An 18,826-nucleotide genomic window follows, 5' to 3' on the forward strand; every position below is an offset into this window, starting at 1 on the left:
GCCATTCACGTCACCGCGATTTTCGACCTGCAAGCTGTTGATGCTTAAGAAATTCAGGGTGCGCTCCCGCACCCTTCTTATTAGCGAGAGATTTCTACTTTCGCCAGTTTTTCGTAGTAGCACGCGAGAGCGCTGTGGTCGTCGCTACCGTGACCATCAGCACGCAATGCCTGCATCATTTCCATGACTGCGGCAGTCAGCGGCAACTGCGCACCTACACCATGAGAGGTATCGAGTGCGTTGGAGAGATCTTTGATATGCAGGTCGATACGGAAACCCGGTTTAAAGTTGCGGTTGAGTACCATCGGTGCTTTTGCTTCCAGCACGGTGCTGCCAGCCAGACCACCGCGGATTGCCTGGAATACCAGCTCAGGATTCACACCCGCTTTCGTTGCCAGAGACAGCGCTTCAGACATTGCAGCAATGTTCAGCGCTACGATGACCTGGTTAGCCAGTTTGGTCACGTTACCCGCGCCGATATCGCCGGTATGAACAACGGAACCGGCCATGGCTTTCAGCAGATCGTAGTATTTGTCGAACAGCGCTTTGTCACCGCCAACCATTACGGACAAGGTACCGTCGATCGCTTTCGGTTCACCGCCGCTTACCGGCGCGTCCAGCATCTCGATGCCTTTTGCTTTCAGACCTTCGCTGATTTCACGGCTGGCCAGCGGAGCGATGGAACTCATATCGATCAGAACGGTACCTGGTTTAGCGCCTTCAATGATGCCGCCTTCGCCCAGCGCAACTTCTTTTACGTGCGGGGAGTTCGGCAGCATGGTGATGATCACATCACACTGCTCTGCGATGGCTTTAGCGCTGCTTGCGGCTTCTGCGCCAGCGGCGATCAGTTCTGCGACCACATCGCTATTGCGGTCGGAGACCACCAGTGAGTAACCTGCTTTAATGAGGTTTTTACTCATTGGTTTACCCATGATGCCCAGGCCAATGAAACCAACTTTCATCGTCATAATTGCGTCTCTCTCTTTATCCAGTGGTGGTTTGATTATTTTTTAAAGGCATCAGCCAGTTTCTGCGTACCCGCACGGAACACACCCAGGTCACTGCCAACAGCGACGATGGTCGCACCCCATTCCAGATAGCGGCGGGCATCTGCCTCAACAGGCGCCAGGATACCGCTCGGTTTGCCATGTGCTTTTGCACGCGCAAAAATATGCTGGATGGTGCGCTGTACTTCCGGGTGCGCAGCATTGCCGATATAACCCAGAGTTGCCGCCAGGTCGCTCGGACCGACGAATACGCCGTCAACGCCGTCGGTTTTGAGGATAGCGTCGAGGTTATCCACGCCTTCCTGACTTTCGATCTGCACGATGATGGTGATGTTTTTGTTCGACTGCGCGAAGTAATCCGGTACGGTGCCAAACATATTGGCGCGGTGAGACACGGACACGCCGCGGATACCTTCAGGCGGATAACGGGTTGCCGCCACGGCGTTTGCTGCTTCTTCTGCCGTTTCAACGAACGGAACGAGGAAGTTGTAGAAACCGATATCCAGCAGACGCTTGATCACAACCGGATCGTTCGTCGGGATACGTACCACCGGTGCACTGACGCTGCCTTTCAGCGCCATCAACTGCGGTACAAAAGAGAGCACGTCATTCGGGGCGTGTTCACCGTCCAACAGCAGCCAGTCAAACCCTGCCAGGCCCAGAACCTCAGTGCTGATATGACTACCCAGCGCCGACCAACAACCGATCTGAACCTGATTTGCCGCCAGCGCAGCTTTAAATTTGTTCGGGAAGATATCGTTACTCATCTTTTGCACCTTAATTTTTTAAGCCGTTGCTTATTTTTTCAATTCCATACGTTTGATGTCGCCTACCACGAACAGGTAGCACACCATCATCATCAGGGCCGAGCATCCGACAAAAATCAGCGCCCCGTTGAACGAATGCAACTCTTTGACCATGTACCCAATTACCAGCGGGGTCACAATCGATGCCACATTACCGAACACGTTAAACACGCCTCCGCACAGACCGACAATTTCTTTCGGTGCGATATCGGAGATAACCGGCCAGCCCAACGCGCCGAAACCTTTGCCGAAGAACGCCAGTGCCATCAATGCGATAACCAGCACGGTGTTGTCGGTGTAGTTACACAGAATGATGCTGGAAGCCAACAACATCCCGACTACGATGGGGAATTTACGTGCCATGGTCAAAGTACAACCACGTTTAATCAGGTAGTCAGAGAACAGACCGCCCAGCACACCGCCCCCAAAACCACACAGGGCCGGAATAGACGCGACAAAACCCACTTTCAAAATTGACATGCCTTTATCCTGCACCAGGTAAATCGGGAACCAGGTCAGGAAAAACCATGTGATCGTGTTCAGGAAGTACTGACCGAAGAACACGCCGAGCATCATACGACTGGATAATAGTTGCTTGATGTAATCCAGTTTCGGGCCAGATTGCTTATCGCTGTCGGTTTTTTTGTGGTCCATATCAACCACCGCGCCGTTAGCAGAAATGTAATCCAGCTCTTCGCGAGTCATACGTGGATGGTCAGTTGGGTTATGAATGTATTTAACCCAGGCCGCCGTCAGCACAAAACCAATCACGCCCATCACGGTGAAAACATGTTCCCAGCCCCACGCGAAGGTCAGCCAACCCAGCAGCGGAGAGAACAGTGCGAGTGAAAAATACTGCGCCGCATTAAAAATCGCCGAAGCGGTACCGCGCTCTTTTGCCGGGAACCAGGCCGCCACAATACGGGCATTTGCCGGGAAAGAAGGCGCTTCAGAGAAGCCCAGCATAAAGCGCATGATAAACATCGAGACTCCGGCCCATGCGAGCGGGAATACGTCGACAAAGCCTTGCAAGAAGGTAAAGAGCGACCAGAAGAACAGGCTCCAGGTGTATACTTTTTTCGAGCCATAGCGGTCAAGTAACCAGCCACCCGGGATCTGCATCAGCAGATACGCCCAGCCAAACGCAGAAAAAATGTAACCCATCGATACCGAGTCAAGGTGCAACTCTTTCGCGACATCGGTCCCCGCAATAGAGAGCGTGGCGCGGTCCGCATAGTTAACTGCTGTAACAATAAATATAATGAGCAGAATTAAATAGCGAGTTGGTATTCCCCTTTTTACCTCAACTGAACTTTGCACAGACATATGGTTTCCCCTGGTGCAGCTTAATTTAAAGATATAATTTTCTTGGTATGTAATTTACCCGATATATAAAAAGAAACTCACGAAAAGTAATATCAGGTAATAGCATGTTTGTATTTTATTACCGCACAGTATAATCACCACCACTCGGCCACGCACTGGTGGTTTGCTCAATTTTAATATAAGCCATTAAGATTATTTTGAGCATATGCACACATAGCTGGGCGCTGATGCACAGATCTGGTAATTCACTTCCTTACAGGACGGGTAATCACGAAAATAAGTGATTTAGATCACATTTTAATATTGAGACTCCTGACATTCTTATTTCATCAACCGAGGTTTTAACTTCTGATAATTACAGAATATCCTCCCTTTCTTTTTTTTGAGTAATGCATCGTATCGTTAGCTGGAGATTACTTGATAATGGCCGACATTGAAATTAGACAGCAGTCGCCTACGGCGTTTTATATTAAAGTACACGACACCGATAATGTCGCTATCATCGTTAATGACAATGGATTAAAAGCGGGTACCCGCTTTCCGGATGGTCTCGAATTAATCGAACATATCCCGCAAGGTCATAAAGTTGCGCTGGTAGATATTCCTCATCACGGGGAAATTATCCGTTACGGTGAAGTTATCGGTTATGCGGTGCGTGATATTGCACGCGGAAGCTGGATTGACGAATCCACCGTTGAATTACCGAAAGCGCCGCCGTTGAACACACTGCCACTGGCGACAAAAGTGCCCGAACCGTTGCCGCCGCTGGAGGGTTACACCTTCGAAGGCTATCGCAACGCCGATGGCAGCGTCGGTACCAAGAATCTCCTTGGCATCACCACTAGCGTGCATTGTGTGGCGGGTGTGGTCGACTATGTGGTGAAAATTATTGAACGCGACCTGCTGCCGAAATATCCGAATGTGGATGGCGTGGTCGGTCTGAACCACCTATATGGTTGTGGCGTGGCGATTAACGCACCGGCAGCCGTTGTGCCTATCCGCACGATTCACAACATCGCGCTGAACCCGAACTTTGGCGGTGAAGTGATGGTCATCGGCCTGGGCTGTGAAAAACTGCAGCCTGAACGCCTGCTTAAGGGTACAGAAGATGTGAAAGCGATTCCGGTAGACGATGCCAGTATTGTCCGTCTGCAGGATGAACATCATGTCGGTTTCAAATCCATGGTTGACGATATTTTGCAGGTTGCGGTTCGTCATCTGGAAAAACTCAACCAGCGCCAGCGCGAAACCTGCCCGGCTTCTGAACTGGTTGTCGGCATGCAGTGTGGTGGTAGTGACGCCTTCTCCGGCGTGACCGCAAACCCGGCTGTCGGTTACGCCTCTGACCTGCTTATACGTTGCGGTGGCACGGTCATGTTCTCCGAAGTGACCGAAGTGCGTGATGCTATCCATCTGCTTACGCCGCGTGCAATCAATGAAGAAGTGGGCAAACGCCTGCTGGAAGAGATGGCCTGGTACGATAACTACCTGGACATGGGGCAAACTGACCGTAGCGCTAACCCGTCGCCGGGTAACAAGAAAGGCGGTCTGGCAAACGTGGTGGAAAAAGCGCTGGGCTCGATCGCGAAATCAGGTAAGAGCGCCATCTCCGAAGTGCTTTCTCCGGGCCAGCGACCAACCAAACGTGGTCTCATTTACGCGGCAACGCCGGCCAGTGACTTTGTCTGCGGCACGCAGCAGGTTGCGTCGGGTATCACCGTGCAGGTCTTCACCACCGGTCGTGGTACGCCGTACGGTCTGATGGCGGTGCCGGTTATCAAGATGGCAACCCGCACTGAACTGGCCAATCGTTGGTATGACCTGATGGATATCAACGCAGGGACTATCGCAACGGGCGAAGAGACTATCGAGGAGGTGGGCTGGAAGCTGTTCCACTTTATCCTTGATGTCGCAAGCGGCCGTAAGAAAACCTTTTCGGATCAATGGGGTCTGCACAACCAACTGGCTGTCTTTAACCCGGCTCCGGTGACTTGATTCATCAATAAACCTCATCGTTTAGCATGGCTTAGGCCATGCTTTTTGATGGGTAAAGACGGGATGATTGTTTAACGCGTCCGCTGCAATAATCGTAACGAAAACAGCCATGTTATTCATACCATGGCTGTTTTGGTCGAAAGCCCGGAGTTCGTAAACAGGACATCGCCTGGATATAACCCTGTTATGCCCAAGCAGAAAGGTTAGGCATCGCCCTGCTGTTCCAGCGCGTATTTATAGAGCGCGTTTTTCTTCACGCCGTGGATTTCCGCAGCCAGCGCAGCGGCTTTTTTCAGAGGGAGTTCAGCCTGTAACAGGGCCAGCGTACGCAGCGCATCGGCGGGTAAGGCATCTTCCTGCGCCTTATGACCTTCGACGATCAGTACCATCTCACCTTTGCGGCGGTTTTCGTCCTCTTTCACCCATGCCAGCAATTCCCCTACCGGTGCGCCATAAATCGACTCCCAGGTTTTGGTCAGCTCGCGGGCCAGCACCACATAACGTGCTTCGCCCAGCACGGCAACGATGTCCTCCAGGCTTTCCAGCAGGCGATGCGTTGACTCATAAAAAATCAGCGTGCGCGGTTCTGTCTCCAGCGATTTTAAGGTATCGCGACGCCCTTTCGATTTGGCGGGCAGAAACCCCTCGTAACAAAAACGATCGGACGGTAACCCCGCCGCACTTAATGCTGCTATTGCAGCACAGGGGCCCGGCAGCGGAACAACCCGAATGCCCGCTTCACGGCAGGTGCGTACAAGATGGTAGCCAGGGTCGTTAATCAGCGGTGTACCCGCATCGGAGACCAGCGCGATGTTTTGCCCTTCTTTTAGCTTCGCCACCAGCGTGTCGGCCTTTTGTTGCTCATTATGGTCGTGCAGGGCAAACAGACGGGCGTTAATGGCGAAATGAGAAAGCAGCAGTCCGGTGTGGCGCGTATCCTCGGCAGCGATAAGATCGACATCCTGCAATACGGTGAGCGCACGCTGGGTAATATCACCCAAATTGCCGATGGGCGTAGGGACAATGTAGAGCTGGCCCTGATAATTGTCCGCAGATTCGTGTTGTTTCATTGTTCTATCCGTATTGCCGATTTAATATTGAGCATTGCGTAAAAAATATCACTGGATACAGTATGCTACCGTCAACATTTCTACGTTCGAAAGCCATGCGCTGCCTGCCTGTCGTGCTGGCCGCTCTGCTGTTCGCAGGCTGCGGCACACACCCGGTCGATCAAAGCACCGGGCACCTGGAGGGCAAGGCTGAGGCTGATTCGGGTTTTTATCTGCACCAGATGCAGCAAAGCTCAGATGATAGCAAGACCAACTGGCAATTACTCGCCATTCGTGCACTGCTGAAAGAAGGCAGAACCCAGCAGGCCAGTGAATTGTTGGGCCAATTACCTCAAGAGTTGAATGACGAGCAGCGCGCTGAGCAAACCTTGCTGAGTGCTGAGCTCAAACTCACGCAACAAGACTACGCCGGTGCGCAGGCACTGCTGAGCAAGGTCGATCTGAAAGGGTTTAGTCAGAATCAGCAAGCCCGTTACTGGCAGGATGTGATCACCGCAAGCCAGAACAAACCGTCGCCGACGCTGCTGCGTGCGCTTATCGCACAGCAACCGCTGCTGACTGCGGCACCGGACAAACAAAAGAATATTGATGCGACCTGGCAGACACTCTCTTCCCTGACGCCCGATCAGGCCAACGCCATTCAGGTGAGCCAGGACGAAACGGTGCTGCAAGGATGGCTGGATTTACAACGCGTGTGGTCCAATAACCGCAACGATCCGAACATGCTAAAAGCGGGTATTGCGGACTGGCAGAAACGCTTCCCGCAAAATCCTGGCGCGGTTCTGTTACCGAGCCAACTGGCAAATGTACAAAATTTCCGCCCGGCGTCGGTCAATCAAATCGCGTTGCTGCTGCCGTTGAATGGCCAGGCAGCCGTCTTTAGCCGCGCGATCCAACAGGGTTTTGAAGCGGCAAAAAACGGCACCACCACTGTTTCTGGCCCGGCCGTGCCTGTCCAGGTAGCCCAGGCCGCGACAATGGCGACCACAGCGGATGTTGTCAGCCCCGCACAAACCAATGTCAGCGACCTGACCACGCCGCAGTCAACGCCTGCGGCTAGCGCACCGGTAACGTCGCCGGTACAGGCTCCGGCAGACCAGACGCAACAAACGTCACCTGCTGAGCAAACCGCACAGGCTCCTGCTGAACAAACCGATCCGGCCGCCCCGGCAGGACAACCGGTTAATACTCCTGCCGTTGCCAGCACTCCGGCCAATCCGACCGCCGTGCTGAAAGTCTATGACACCAGTTCACAGCCGCTTGACCAGGTATTGAGCCAGGTACAGAAAGATGGCGCAAGCATTGTTGTTGGGCCGCTGCTGAAAAATCACGTCGAAGAGCTAATGCGTAGCCAGACACCGCTGAACGTGCTGGCGTTGAACCAGCCAGAGAAAGTCGAAAACCGTCCGAATATCTGTTATTTCGCCCTCTCCCCGGAAGATGAAGCCCGCGATGCGGCACGCCATATTCACCAGCAAGGCCGTCATACACCGCTGTTGCTGTTGCCGCGTAGCTCACTTGGCGATCGCGTCGCCAGCGCTTTCGCCCAGGAGTGGCAAAAACTGGGCGGCGGTATCGTGCTGCAGCAAAAATTCGGCTCGACGGCAGAATTACGCATGGGTATTAACAGCGGTTCCGGTATTGCAATGACGGGTAGCCCTGTCACGGCCAGTCTGCCGCAGCAGCAGGGCGTGACCATTGGCGGGTTGAATATTCCGGCTCCGCCAACCGAAGCGCAGATCACCGGCGGCGGCAATATTGATTCTGTCTATATCGTCGCGACACAGGATGAAATCGCCCTTATCAAGCCGATGATTGCGATGCGTACCGGTAGCCAGAGCGGCATTGTTCTGTATGCCAGCTCCCGTAGCGCTCAGGGCGGTTCAGGCCCGGACTTCCGTCTGGAGATGGAAGGATTGCAGTTTAGCGAAATCCCGATGCTCGCTGGTAGCAACCCGGCACTGATGCAACAGGCGTTGATGCATACCAATAATGACTACTCCCTGGCGCGCCTGTATGCGATGGGTGCGGATGCCTGGACGCTGGCGAACCACTTCTCGCAAATGCGTCAGGTGCCAGGATTTGAAATTAACGGTAACACGGGCGATTTGACCGCCACTCAGGAATGCGTGATTAACAGGAAGTTGTCATGGCTCAAATACCAGCAGGGGCAAATCGTCCCCGCCAGTTGACCCGTAAGCAGACCGGTGATGCGTGGGAGTTACAGGCGCGTCACTGGCTTGAGCGCAAGGGAATGCGCTTTCTTGCCGCTAACGTGCGCGAGCGCGGCGGTGAGATAGACTTGATTATGCAGGACAAGTCGACAACGGTATTTGTGGAAGTGCGCTATCGCAAGTCGTCACTTTTCGGCGGCGCCGCGGCCAGTGTCACCGCCAGCAAGCAACGTAAATTACTGCATGCCGCCCGTTTGTGGCTGGCCCGGCACAATGGGAGTTTTGATACTGTGGATTGCCGGTTCGATGTGGTAGCCTTCACCGAAAATGAAGTTGAGTGGATACAAAACGCCTTTAACGACCACTCATAATGACTGAATGATAGGGATCACCCGTGCTCGATAGAATTAAAGTTTGCTTTACAGAAAGCATTCAAACCCAGATTGCGGCGGCAGAAGCGCTGCCAGACGCAATTTCACGCGCGGCCATGACCATGGTCCATTCCCTGCTTAATGGCAACAAAATCCTCTGTTGTGGCAATGGGACTTCCGCCGCCAATGCACAGCATTTTGCTGCCAGTATGATTAATCGTTTTGAAACGGAACGCCCAAGTTTACCTGCCATTGCACTTAATACCGATAATGTGGTCTTAACGGCAATCGCAAACGATCGTCTGCATGACGAAATTTATGCCAAGCAGGTTCGGGCTCTTGGACACGCAGGCGACATATTGCTGGCGATTTCCACCCGTGGAAACAGCCGCGATATTGTTAAAGCCGTTGAAGCCGCAGTAACGCGCGACATGAGTATCGTGGCGCTTACGGGGTATGACGGTGGTGAACTGGCCGGATTGTTGGGGCCGCAGGATGTCGAAATACGTATTCCTTCCCACCGCAGCGCACGCATACAGGAAATGCATATGCTGACGGTAAATTGTTTATGCGATCTGATAGATAACACGCTTTTCCCTCACCAGGATGATTAAGGAGTACATATGAAGGCATTTACGCCCCTCGCAGTCCTTATTTCCGCACTGCTGCTACAAGGCTGTGTAGGCGCAGTGGTGGTCGGTTCAGCTGCTGTCGGTACCAAAGCGGCAACCGATCCACGTACGGTTGGCACTCAGGTGGATGACGGTACTCTTGAACTTCGCGTTAACAGCGCGCTGTCTAAAGACGAACAGATTAAAAAACAGGCTCGCATCAACGTCACGGCGTATCAGGGGAAAGTCCTGCTAGTGGGGCAGGCGCCAACCACCGATCTCTCGTCACGTGCTAAGCAAATCGCCATGGGCGTAGACGGTGCAACAGAGGTCTACAATGAAATTCGCCAGGGCCAGCCAATTGGTATGGGAACGGCCGCCAGCGATACCTGGATCACCTCAAAAGTGCGTACGCAACTGCTCAGTAGCGACCAGGTGAAATCGTCCAATGTGAAAGTCACCACTGAGAATGGCGAAGTGTTCTTGCTAGGCCTGGTGACCGATCGTGAAGGCAGAGCCGCGGCGGATATTGCCAGCCGCGTCAGCGGTGTGAAACATGTCACCACCGCATTTACAATGATTAAATAGCGTTGATTCTTCTCCCCGGCGGGCATAGCACCACCGGGGAGAACCAGCTAAAGCAATGCCAGCGTTCCGGTAATCACCCCGCCTAATGCCACCAGCCCCCCTGTTAGCCACAGTGCTTTGGCCGGAAAGGATTTGCGCAGCATAATCAGCGACGGCAGGCTGACCGCAGGCAGCGTCATCAGTAGCGCCATTGCCGGGGCCGTCCCCATCCCCGCCAGCATCATTGTCTGGACAATCGGAATCTCCGCCGCCGTTGGGATCACGAACAGACAACCGGCTATCGCCATCGCAATCACCCACATCAGGGAATTATCAATAGCACCATCGGCATGCGGGAACAGCCAGACACGGGCGGCGCCCAGTACCAGCACGGCAAGGATATAAACCGGGATTGTGCTCCAGAACAGAACCCACAGCGCCTTTCCCCAGCGGGCAAAAAAGTGCCCTTCCGGTTCCGGCAACGAAAGATCGACCGGTGCCGTTTGCTGGATATCATCCTTGACCAGATACTGCACCAGTGTCGCCACGCCAATAACCATCACTAACCCGGCAATCAGTCGCATAGCGACAAAATGCCAGCCCAGCACAAAACCCATAAAAACCAGGGTTGCCGGGTTAAGCAGCGGGTTGCCCATCCAGAATGCCAGCGCGCCGCCCATCGAGACCTGCTGACGACGCATTCCCGCCGCAACGGGCGCTGCACAACAGGAGCACATCATGCCCGGCAGGGAAAACAGCGTGCCAAAGAGTGTGCCGCTCAGTCGCTTTTGCCCAAGCGTACGAATCAGCCAGTTTCGCGGGATAAGCACCTGAATTAACGAACCCAGCAACACCCCCAGCACCGCCGCTTTCCAGACGGCAAGAAAATAGACCATGGCATAGTCAAGAGCCGCCTGGAATGGGCTGGCATCGGCCTGAGCGAGAATAGATTTACCAATACTGTGAGTTTCAGCGGCGGTGAAGGCTTTTCCGTAATAGGGCTGCCACTTCACATACCAGAGACCCACGATCACGACGAGAAAAAAGAGAGCGGGTTTCCACCATTGCACCGGTGTCGCCGCCCGAGATGAAGACTGACCAGTCATACAACTCTCCGGGGGATAAATGCAGAAATAATTACCCGGCGAATAGTACTCCTGGGCTATTTATTTGAAAATGATTAATCACTTGCCATCGCGCGCAGTCGGGCAGATGAGAGGATCTCCACACGTTGCGAAGAAGGAGAAAAGGCCGCTTTCAGCATCGCGCTGGCCACATCCTGTGCGGCAATCGATTTCCAGTTCCCCGGCATGATGCGAAATAACGGGGCAAACAGTGACTCGTTAACACGATGCTTTTCACGGTTCCCCAGTAGCATCGACGGGCGCGCAATGGTCAAACGCTCCCACTCTTGCTCCATCAGCGCATTTTCCATCTCGCCTTTCACCCGATTATAGAAAAACGGCGAACGTGCATTAGCGCCCAGCGCACTCACCACCAGCATGTGCCGTGCCCCCAGTCGTAGCCCTGTTAACGCCGTGTCGACCACCAGTGTGTAATCGGCATGTATAAAGGCCTCTTTGCTACCCGCTTCACGTCGTGTCGTTCCCAGGCAGCAAAAAACAGTATCAACGGGTTCCGTCACCATGGCGAGTGCATCGGTTAACTGGGGATCATGAGGATTGAACATACCAGAGATCGGTTCTAATGGCCGACGCGTGGGGGCTGCAATGTTATCAACGCGAGCATCATTCGCCAGCATCCGCAGTAAGATCCCGCCAACCAGCCCGGTTGCGCCCGTTATCAATACCCGACTCATATCCTCTCCTTTTGCAGAATAGTCTGCCTTGCAATGTCATCGCCCTGAACCAGGCTTAGTAATCCTGATAGTCATTATTGTTGAAAATGACCAGCCTGAGCTGAATAACGGAGGATACATGAGCAAGAAAATTGCAGTCTTGATCACCGACGAATTTGAAGATTCAGAATTTACGTCTCCGGCAGAGGAGTTTCGTAAGGCAGGCCACGAAGTGGTTACGATAGAGAAGCAGGCGGGTAAGACAGTGAAAGGTAAGCAAGGCGATGCCAGCGTGACCATCGACGAAGCGATTGATGACGTCCGGCCCGCCGACTTCGACGCCCTGCTTCTGCCAGGCGGACATTCGCCAGACGCTCTGCGTGGCGACAACCGTTTCGTCACCTTTACCCGCGATTTTATTAACAGCGGAAAACCTGTATTTGCGATTTGCCACGGGCCGCAGCTTTTGATTAGTGCCGATGTTCTGCGCGGCAGAAAACTGACGGCGGTGAAACCGATCGTGGTAGATGTGAAAAACGCGGGGGGCGAATTCTACGACCAGGAAGTGGTGGTTGATAATAACCAACTGGTCACCAGCCGTACGCCTGATGATCTCCCCGCGTTTAACCGCGAAGCATTACGGCTGCTGGGTGCCTGAGTCACGTATCCAGTGAAGCTTTTTACCAAAGCCCAGCGTGTTATCGGTGAATTTCAGTTCGGTGAGGCGAATTTCCCACATCGGCGCCGATAAAACGCGGGCAACAGGAAAGCGTCGGTTGTACTGCGCACGTGGGCCGACGCTTTCCGCCTCCTCAAGACGCCGTATCTCCCCGGTAAATTGCACGCCGCGAATAAGTGCGACCGTCTTTGGTTGCCCATTTACGGTTCCGGCAATGTTCGCCTGCAGGCCGGTCATCTGCGAATGACGCGTATGGTCCTCACTCAGAAGATAAAATGCGACTTTTTGCGGATCATAGATATAAAAGGCATTCGCACACCACAACTCCCCCCTGTTGGCCACACACCAGGTCACAACATGCTGCTTCGCCAGCCAGCGACTAATGGCCGCAAGAGTTTCCATTTCTCTTCATCCTCGTGTTATTTTTCTTTCACATTAGCACAATGAATGACGTTATGACGCTCTGGTCTCTTTATCTCATCCGCACGGCGGACAACAGCCTTTATACCGGTATTACTACCGATGTGGCGCGTCGCTTTATGCAGCATCAAAGCGGCAAAGGCGCAAAAGCACTGCGGGGAAAGGGGGAACTCACGCTGGCATTCTCCGCGCCAGTGGGAGAGCGCTCGCTGGCGCTGCGTATGGAGTATCGCATCAAACAACTGACAAAACGCCAGAAGGAGCGCCTCGTTGCCGGAGATGGCATCTTTGAAGCGCTATTAGAAGGCCTGATTACCGCAGCCGATTAGAAGCGATTAAAGTGCTCGTGGTATTCCACCAGCCCCTTCACATGATTTAACGCATCGTCTGCCAGTGGGTGGAGCTGGAAAGCACTTTCGGTATCCGGCCAACGGCAATGCAGACCGAACTTCGCCGCAGGCTCAAAGCCCAGATGGCCGAAAAAGTCAGGGCTACCCAGCGTCACCACGGCGGCATAGCCAAACTCATTGAGTGAGTCCAGGCCTTCGTATACCAACTGGCGAGCAAGGCCCTGGCTACGATACGCCTCATCGACGGCCAATGGCGCAAGGCCAACCCACTGTAAATCTTCGCCCTGCACGGCAACCGGACTGAATGCGACATAACCGATGACCTGCCCTTCATCATCCGTTGCGACAAGCCCAAGTGTAATTAAGCCGTCTTCGCGCAGATCGTGCACCAGCGTCGCTTCGCGCTCATCCGCAAAAGTGCGGCGCAAAAGCGCGTCGATTCCCGGTGCATCAATCCCAATTTCTACTCGAATCAGCATGGTTCACCTACAGAAGATTGTGGCGTTGAGTCCGGCGCTTGCAGGCCAGCTTCAACAAAATCCGCCAGTTGCAGTAGCATGACGCGAAGTGCTTTCGGCATCTGCTCCAGCTCAATGGCGTCCATCAGGTTTTTCACATACAACCCAAGCTCCGTGTCACCTTCAATGACCAGTCGGCGTTGAAAGAACAGCGTATCCGGATCCTGTTTGCGCGCGGCGATCATCAGCAGGTCGCTGGCATCTGCGCTGAAACTGACATCAGCCGTGGCAGACTCACGCACGATTAATCGTGAATTTTCAACCGAGGTATACCACGTCAGGCCAATATCGCGAACCTGGATACTTAACCAGCGGCCTTCAAGAAACTCTAGCTCCCCGTCTGCCAGCGCCTGTTGGAACTGCCAGCATAAGACCTGCTCCAGAACCTGCCGTTTAATGGCGAAAGGCGTCAGCTTAACCGGCACGCTCAACAAAGACGGGCCAACATGAACGAGACGTGAGCGCAGTTTTTCCAACACGAGCATTACTCCCTGAAATGAAAATTCCTTCTATTTTGCCATATCAGATAAACGACATGGCGGCGTAAATCAACAATTACGTAAGAAGAATGCCTCGATTATTGATGTCACCAATACACAATTAACTGCCTCAAATCAAAAATTGTCGCTACCAGGTTAACTAAAATCCCAGTTCATTAACAATTTAGCGCCCCACGTGGGTTGCCAGGGCCAATACAGCCCCTGATTTCAGGATAAATTATGGAGTTGCTCTGCCCTGCCGGAAACCTTCCGGCACTCAAAGCGGCCATCGAAAACGGTGCCGACGCCGTCTATATCGGCCTGAAAGATGATACCAACGCCCGCCACTTTGCCGGTCTCAATTTTACAGAAAAGAAACTGCAGGAAGCGGTCAGTTTTGTGCATCAGCACCGACGCAAACTGCATATCGCGATTAACACCTTCGCGCATCCTGATGGTTATCAACGCTGGGAGCGCGCTGTGGATATGGCCGCGCAAATCGGTGCAGATGCGTTGATTCTCGCCGATCTGGCTATGCTGGAATATGCTGCAGCGCGTTATCCCCATATCGAACGCCACGTTTCTGTGCAGGCATCGGCAACCAATGAAGAGGCCATCCGCTTCTACCATCGCCACTTTGACGTCGCCCGCGTTGTTCTGCCTCGCGTTTTATCTATTCATCAGGTTAAACAGTTAGCTCGCGTCACACCTGTGCCGCTGGAAGTCTTTGCCTTTGGCAGCCTGTGCATCATGGCTGAAGGACGCTGCTATCTCTCCTCTTACCTGACGGGTGAGTCGCCAAATACCGTGGGCGCCTGCTCTCCGGCACGTTTTGTGCGCTGGCAGCAAACCCCGCAGGGGCTGGAATCACGCCTCAATGAAGTGCTGATCGACCGCTACCAGGATGGTGAAAACGCAGGCTATCCGACGCTGTGTAAAGGCCGCTATCTGGTCGATGGCGAGCGCTACCACGCGCTGGAAGAGCCCACCAGCCTGAATACGCTGGAATTATTGCCTGAACTGCTGGCCGCCAATATTGCCTCGGTGAAAATTGAGGGCCGTCAGCGCAGCCCGGCCTATGTGAGTCAGGTGGCCAAAGTCTGGCGACAGGCCATTGACCGCTGCATTGCCGATCCGCAGAACTTCGTGCCGCAATCCGCCTGGATGAACACGCTGGGTGCGATGTCAGAAGGCACGCAGACCACGCTTGGCGCTTACCATCGCAAATGGCAGTAGGAAACACGATGAAATATTCACTCGGACCCGTGCTCTGGTACTGGTCAAAAGAGACGTTAGAGGCGTTTTACCAGCAAGCCGCAACCAGCAGCGCGGATGTGATTTATCTTGGCGAAGCGGTGTGCAGCAAGCGTCGCGCCACTAAAGTGGGCGACTGGCTGGATATGGCGAAACAACTTGCCGACAGCGGCAAACAGGTCGTGCTCTCGACCCTCGCGCTAGTGCAAGCCTCGTCAGAGCTTAACGAACTCAAACGCTATGTCGATAACGGCGATTTCCTGCTGGAGGCCAGCGATCTCGGCGTGGTGAACCTGTGTGCTGAGCGCAAATTGCCATTTGTCGCAGGACACGCGCTGAACTGCTACAACGCCGTTACGCTGCGTCTGCTGCTTAAGCAAGGAATGATGCGCTGGTGCATGCCGGTAGAACTTTCGCGCGACTGGCTCATTAACTTGCTCGATCAGTGCGAAACGCTGGCTATTCGCGATCAGTTCGAAGTGGAAGTGCTGAGTTACGGGCATCTGCCGCTGGCCTATTCCGCGCGCTGCTTTACCGCACGCTCGGAAGACAGGCCGAAAGATGAGTGCGAAACCTGCTGCATTAAATATCCAAATGGACGCCGTATGCTGTCGCAGGAAAATCAGCAGGTGTTCGTGCTTAATGGCATCCAGACCATGAGCGGTTACGTTTACAACCTGGGCAATGAACTCAAGTCGATGGCGGGTATCGTGGACATGGTACGGTTGTCACCCATGGGGGAAGAGACGTTTGCCATGCTCGACGCCTTTCGCGCCAATGAAAATGGACAAGCGCCTTTGCCGCTGACAGCGAACAGTGACTGTAACGGCTACTGGCGACGTCTGCCGGGTCTGGAGCTCCAGGCTTAAGAAACCGCTCACTTTGTTAACAACAGTCATCAGATTTTAATGCACTATTAAAGATGCAGCTTTTCTGGCCGACGCATCCTGGATGCGCCAGGCTGGAAGAAGACCTTCAATCTGATGACTATGCTGTAGCAAAGTGAGCCGTTATGACCGACAAAACGATTGCCTTCTCGGTGTTGGATCTTGCACCGATCCCACAGGGCGCTTCTGCTAAAGAGGCCTTCGCCCATTCTCTTGATCTCGCAAGGCTTGCTGAAAAGCGCGGATACCATCGCTTCTGGCTGGCTGAGCACCACAATATGGTGGGTATCGCCAGTGCGGCGACATCCGTCTTGATTGGCTATCTGGCGGCCAATACCACCTCTCTGCATCTGGGTTCCGGCGGTGTCATGCTGCCAAATCATGCTCCGCTGGTGATTGCCGAACAATTCGGTACGCTTAACACCCTCTATCCGGGCCGTATCGATCTGGGTCTTGGGCGCGCGCCAGGTAGCGATCAACCAACCATGCGGGCACTGCGTCGCCATATGAGCGGCGATGTGGATAATTTCCCGCGCGATGTTGCCGAACTGGTGAACTGGTTTGATGCCAACGACCCGAATCCGCACGTTCGCCCGGTGCCGGGTTATGGCGAGAAAATCCCTGTATGGCTGCTCGGTTCCAGTCTTTATAGTGCTCAACTGGCGGCACAGCTTGGCCTGCCGTTTGCGTTTGCTTCGCACTTTGCACCGGATATGCTGTTCCAGGCGTTGCATCTGTATCGCACTCAATTCAAGCCTTCCGCGCGACTGGAAAAACCGTATGCCATGGTGTGCATCAATATCGTTGCGGCAGACAGTAACCGCGATGCGGAATTCCTGTTTACCTCCATGCAGCAGGCTTTCGTGAAATTGCGCCGTGGGGAAACCGGCCAGTTGCCACCACCGATCCAAAATATGGATCAGTTCTGGTCGCCGTCAGAGCAATATGGCGTACAGCAGGCGCTGGGGATGTCACTGGTGGGCGATAAGGCGAAAGTGCGCCACGGGCTGGAGTCTGTACTGCGTGAAACCCAGGCTGATGAGATTATGGTTAACGGACAAATCTTTGATCACCAGGCGCGTTTGCATTCGTTTGATTTGGCGATGCAGGTGAAAGAGGAACTGCTGGGTTAGGTTTTTCCCGGATGCAGCGCGCTGTGCTTTATCCGGGTTACCCCACCCGTAGCCCGGCTAAGCAGAGCGCCAGCCGGGACAGGAGCATTAACGGTAAACCGGCAATAGATCAAAGCTCGACAGCACATGCACCAGCGCATTGCCCACGCCAAACACAAGGATCAGCGCAGTCATCGGCTTGCCGCCCCAGACGCGAAAACGCGGGCTGCCAAAGCGTTTACGCGATGCGTTAGCCAGTAAAGCGGGAACAATTGCCGCCCAGATTGTCGCCGCCAGCCCCGCATAACCAATCGCGTAGAGAAAGCCATTTGGCCACAACAAACCACCAACAATCGGAGGCAGAAACGTCAGCAGCGCGGTTTTAAAACGCCCCTGTGCCGAATCATCAAAACCGAACAGATCGGCCAGATAGTCAAACAGGCCCAGGGTCACGCCAAGGAAAGAACTCGCCACCGCAAAGTTGGAGAAGACCACCAGCAGCAGATCCAGACTGCGGCTGTTCAGCACGCCGCTTAACGCCTGCACCAGCACATCAATATTGCCGCCCTTCTGGGCAATGCCGATAAACTCCGGACGTGGAATATTCCCCATCGTGCCCAGCAGCCACACCATATACAGGGCCAGCGCCAGCAACGTGCCATATACCAGGCAACGTGCGATAGTGCGCGGATCTTTACCGTAGAACTTCATCAGGCTCGGCACGTTACCGTGGTAACCAAACGACGCCAGACAAAACGGCAGTGTCATCAGCAAGTACGGCGTATAGGACGCATTGCTTTCCGCCACATTGAATAATGTCGCGGGCTGAACATGCCCCAGCAAACTGCCGAAGGTGAGGAAAAAAGTGATAACTTTCGCCCCCAGCACTATCGCCGTCATCCGGCTCACTGCGCGGGTAGATAGCCAGACAATAAAGGCGACCAGCAGCGCAAACCCAAGGCCTGCAATACGAGACGGGACGTTTAACGACAGCTCAGCAAAGGTGTGATGCAGAATAGAACCGCTCGCTGAAATATAAGCGTAGGTCAGGATATAGAGCACAAAAGCGATGGAGAGACCGTTAATCACATTCCAGCCGTTGCCCAGCAAATCTTTGGTAATGGTATCGAAGCTCGCACCAATGCGGTAATTGAGGTTCGCTTCCAGAATCATTAGCCCGGAATGCAGCATACAAAACCAGGTGAACACCAGGGCCGCTATCGACCAAAAGAACCACGCGCCTGACATGACCACTGGCAGTGAAAACATCCCCGCACCAATCACCGTTCCGCCAATAATCACCACACCGGCAAGCAACGAAGGGGTCGCTTGTGTGGTTGTCAGTGTTGCCATGCTATCTTCTCCAGTAAGGTAAAATACCGATGCATTGTACCAGTAC

The 18,826-nt window shown here is 53.8% G+C and carries 20 protein-coding genes; 10 read left to right on the forward strand and 10 right to left on the reverse strand.

The annotated features are described in order from the left end of the window. Positions 1-80: 80 nt before the first annotated feature. Genes garR through ABU190_RS20220 form a run of 3 tightly spaced genes read right to left on the reverse strand, consistent with a single transcriptional unit; the run spans position 81 to position 3,142 of the window. A complete protein-coding gene (gene garR / locus ABU190_RS20210) occupies positions 81-971 on the reverse strand; it encodes a 2-hydroxy-3-oxopropionate reductase (RefSeq protein WP_039077509.1) in 891 nt (296 codons plus the stop codon). A gap of 35 nt (positions 972-1,006) precedes the next feature. Next, the gene (gene garL, locus ABU190_RS20215; RefSeq protein ID WP_039077508.1) at positions 1,007-1,777 is read right to left on the reverse strand and encodes a 2-dehydro-3-deoxyglucarate aldolase; all 771 of its coding nucleotides are present in this window, start codon (positions 1,775-1,777) and stop codon (positions 1,007-1,009) included. A 30-nt stretch (positions 1,778-1,807) separates the two neighbouring features. Next, entirely contained in the window at positions 1,808-3,142 is a 1,335-nt protein-coding gene (locus tag ABU190_RS20220) for an MFS transporter (RefSeq protein WP_071194457.1), read from the reverse strand. A 423-nt stretch (positions 3,143-3,565) separates the two neighbouring features. On the opposite strand from ABU190_RS20220, the gene garD reads away from it, so the two are divergent. Next, complete coding sequence (garD, locus tag ABU190_RS20225) at positions 3,566-5,137, forward strand: galactarate dehydratase (RefSeq protein ID WP_039077506.1); 1,572 nt, start codon at positions 3,566-3,568, stop codon at positions 5,135-5,137. Between the two features lie 203 nt (positions 5,138-5,340). On the opposite strand, the gene rsmI is transcribed toward garD, so the two are convergent. Then, on the reverse strand, positions 5,341-6,207 hold the full coding sequence (gene rsmI, locus ABU190_RS20230; RefSeq protein WP_039077498.1) for a 16S rRNA (cytidine(1402)-2'-O)-methyltransferase: 867 nt from the start codon (positions 6,205-6,207) through the stop codon (positions 5,341-5,343). 62 nt (positions 6,208-6,269) lie between these two features. Between rsmI and ABU190_RS20235 the strand changes: the two genes are divergently transcribed. The 4 genes from ABU190_RS20235 to dolP are packed head-to-tail and all read left to right on the forward strand — an operon-like array spanning position 6,270 to position 9,951. After that, positions 6,270-8,399: a penicillin-binding protein activator gene (locus ABU190_RS20235; RefSeq protein WP_354692244.1), complete on the forward strand. Its 2,130-nt coding sequence runs from the start codon at positions 6,270-6,272 to the stop codon at positions 8,397-8,399. After that, entirely contained in the window at positions 8,357-8,752 is a 396-nt protein-coding gene (locus tag ABU190_RS20240) for a YraN family protein (protein ID WP_079497065.1), read from the forward strand. Before ABU190_RS20235 ends, ABU190_RS20240 begins: the two co-directional genes overlap by 43 nt. A gap of 23 nt (positions 8,753-8,775) precedes the next feature. Next, a complete protein-coding gene (diaA, locus tag ABU190_RS20245) occupies positions 8,776-9,366 on the forward strand; it encodes a DnaA initiator-associating protein DiaA (RefSeq protein ID WP_039077495.1) in 591 nt (196 codons plus the stop codon). A gap of 9 nt (positions 9,367-9,375) precedes the next feature. Then, positions 9,376-9,951, forward strand: a complete 576-nt coding sequence (dolP, locus tag ABU190_RS20250) for a division/outer membrane stress-associated lipid-binding lipoprotein (protein ID WP_039077494.1) — start codon at positions 9,376-9,378, stop codon at positions 9,949-9,951. A 47-nt stretch (positions 9,952-9,998) separates the two neighbouring features. On the opposite strand, the gene ABU190_RS20255 is transcribed toward dolP, so the two are convergent. Together ABU190_RS20255 and ABU190_RS20260 are read right to left on the reverse strand one after the other, a co-directional pair. Continuing rightward, positions 9,999-11,036 (reverse strand): permease, encoded by a 1,038-nt coding sequence (locus ABU190_RS20255; protein ID WP_354692245.1) that lies wholly within the window; start codon positions 11,034-11,036, stop codon positions 9,999-10,001. 74 nt (positions 11,037-11,110) lie between these two features. Then, on the reverse strand, positions 11,111-11,749 hold the full coding sequence (locus ABU190_RS20260; protein WP_193794459.1) for an NAD(P)H-binding protein: 639 nt from the start codon (positions 11,747-11,749) through the stop codon (positions 11,111-11,113). 118 nt (positions 11,750-11,867) lie between these two features. On the opposite strand from ABU190_RS20260, the gene ABU190_RS20265 reads away from it, so the two are divergent. Next, entirely contained in the window at positions 11,868-12,386 is a 519-nt protein-coding gene (locus ABU190_RS20265; RefSeq protein ID WP_193794460.1) for a type 1 glutamine amidotransferase domain-containing protein, read from the forward strand. Here ABU190_RS20265 and ABU190_RS20270 read toward each other — a convergent pair. Then, positions 12,366-12,809, reverse strand: a complete 444-nt coding sequence (locus ABU190_RS20270; RefSeq protein WP_071194451.1) for a YhbP family protein — start codon at positions 12,807-12,809, stop codon at positions 12,366-12,368. The two genes, ABU190_RS20265 and ABU190_RS20270, sit on opposite strands and share 21 nt — an antisense overlap. A 53-nt stretch (positions 12,810-12,862) precedes the next feature. Here ABU190_RS20270 and ABU190_RS20275 point away from each other — a divergent pair, with 53 nt between their 5' ends. After that, positions 12,863-13,156, forward strand: a complete 294-nt coding sequence (locus ABU190_RS20275) for a GIY-YIG nuclease family protein (protein WP_354692246.1) — start codon at positions 12,863-12,865, stop codon at positions 13,154-13,156. On the opposite strand, the gene ABU190_RS20280 is transcribed toward ABU190_RS20275, so the two are convergent. Both ABU190_RS20280 and ABU190_RS20285 read right to left on the reverse strand, forming a co-directional pair. Further along, positions 13,153-13,656 (reverse strand): N-acetyltransferase, encoded by a 504-nt coding sequence (locus tag ABU190_RS20280; protein ID WP_193794462.1) that lies wholly within the window; start codon positions 13,654-13,656, stop codon positions 13,153-13,155. The two genes, ABU190_RS20275 and ABU190_RS20280, sit on opposite strands and share 4 nt — an antisense overlap. Next, complete coding sequence (locus ABU190_RS20285; protein ID WP_193794463.1) at positions 13,650-14,174, reverse strand: SCP2 domain-containing protein; 525 nt, start codon at positions 14,172-14,174, stop codon at positions 13,650-13,652. Before ABU190_RS20285 ends, ABU190_RS20280 begins: the two co-directional genes overlap by 7 nt. A 240-nt stretch (positions 14,175-14,414) precedes the next feature. Between ABU190_RS20285 and ABU190_RS20290 the strand changes: the two genes are divergently transcribed. From ABU190_RS20290 to ABU190_RS20300, 3 genes are all read left to right on the forward strand, one after another. Continuing rightward, positions 14,415-15,410 carry a peptidase U32 family protein gene (locus tag ABU190_RS20290; protein ID WP_354692247.1) on the forward strand — a complete coding sequence of 332 codons (996 nt, stop codon included), beginning with the start codon at positions 14,415-14,417 and terminating at the stop codon, positions 15,408-15,410. A gap of 8 nt (positions 15,411-15,418) precedes the next feature. After that, positions 15,419-16,297: a U32 family peptidase gene (locus ABU190_RS20295; protein WP_354692248.1), complete on the forward strand. Its 879-nt coding sequence runs from the start codon at positions 15,419-15,421 to the stop codon at positions 16,295-16,297. A 143-nt stretch (positions 16,298-16,440) separates the two neighbouring features. Next, a complete protein-coding gene (locus ABU190_RS20300) occupies positions 16,441-17,448 on the forward strand; it encodes a luciferase-like monooxygenase (protein WP_354692249.1) in 1,008 nt (335 codons plus the stop codon). Between the two features lie 87 nt (positions 17,449-17,535). Here ABU190_RS20300 and mtr read toward each other — a convergent pair whose 3' ends face one another. Next, positions 17,536-18,780, reverse strand: a complete 1,245-nt coding sequence (gene mtr, locus ABU190_RS20305; protein WP_354692250.1) for a tryptophan permease — start codon at positions 18,778-18,780, stop codon at positions 17,536-17,538. Positions 18,781-18,826: the final 46 nt, after the last annotated feature.

It is taken from the genome of Phytobacter sp. RSE-02 (assembly GCF_040578655.1).
GTDB lineage: Bacteria > Pseudomonadota > Gammaproteobacteria > Enterobacterales > Enterobacteriaceae > Phytobacter > Phytobacter diazotrophicus.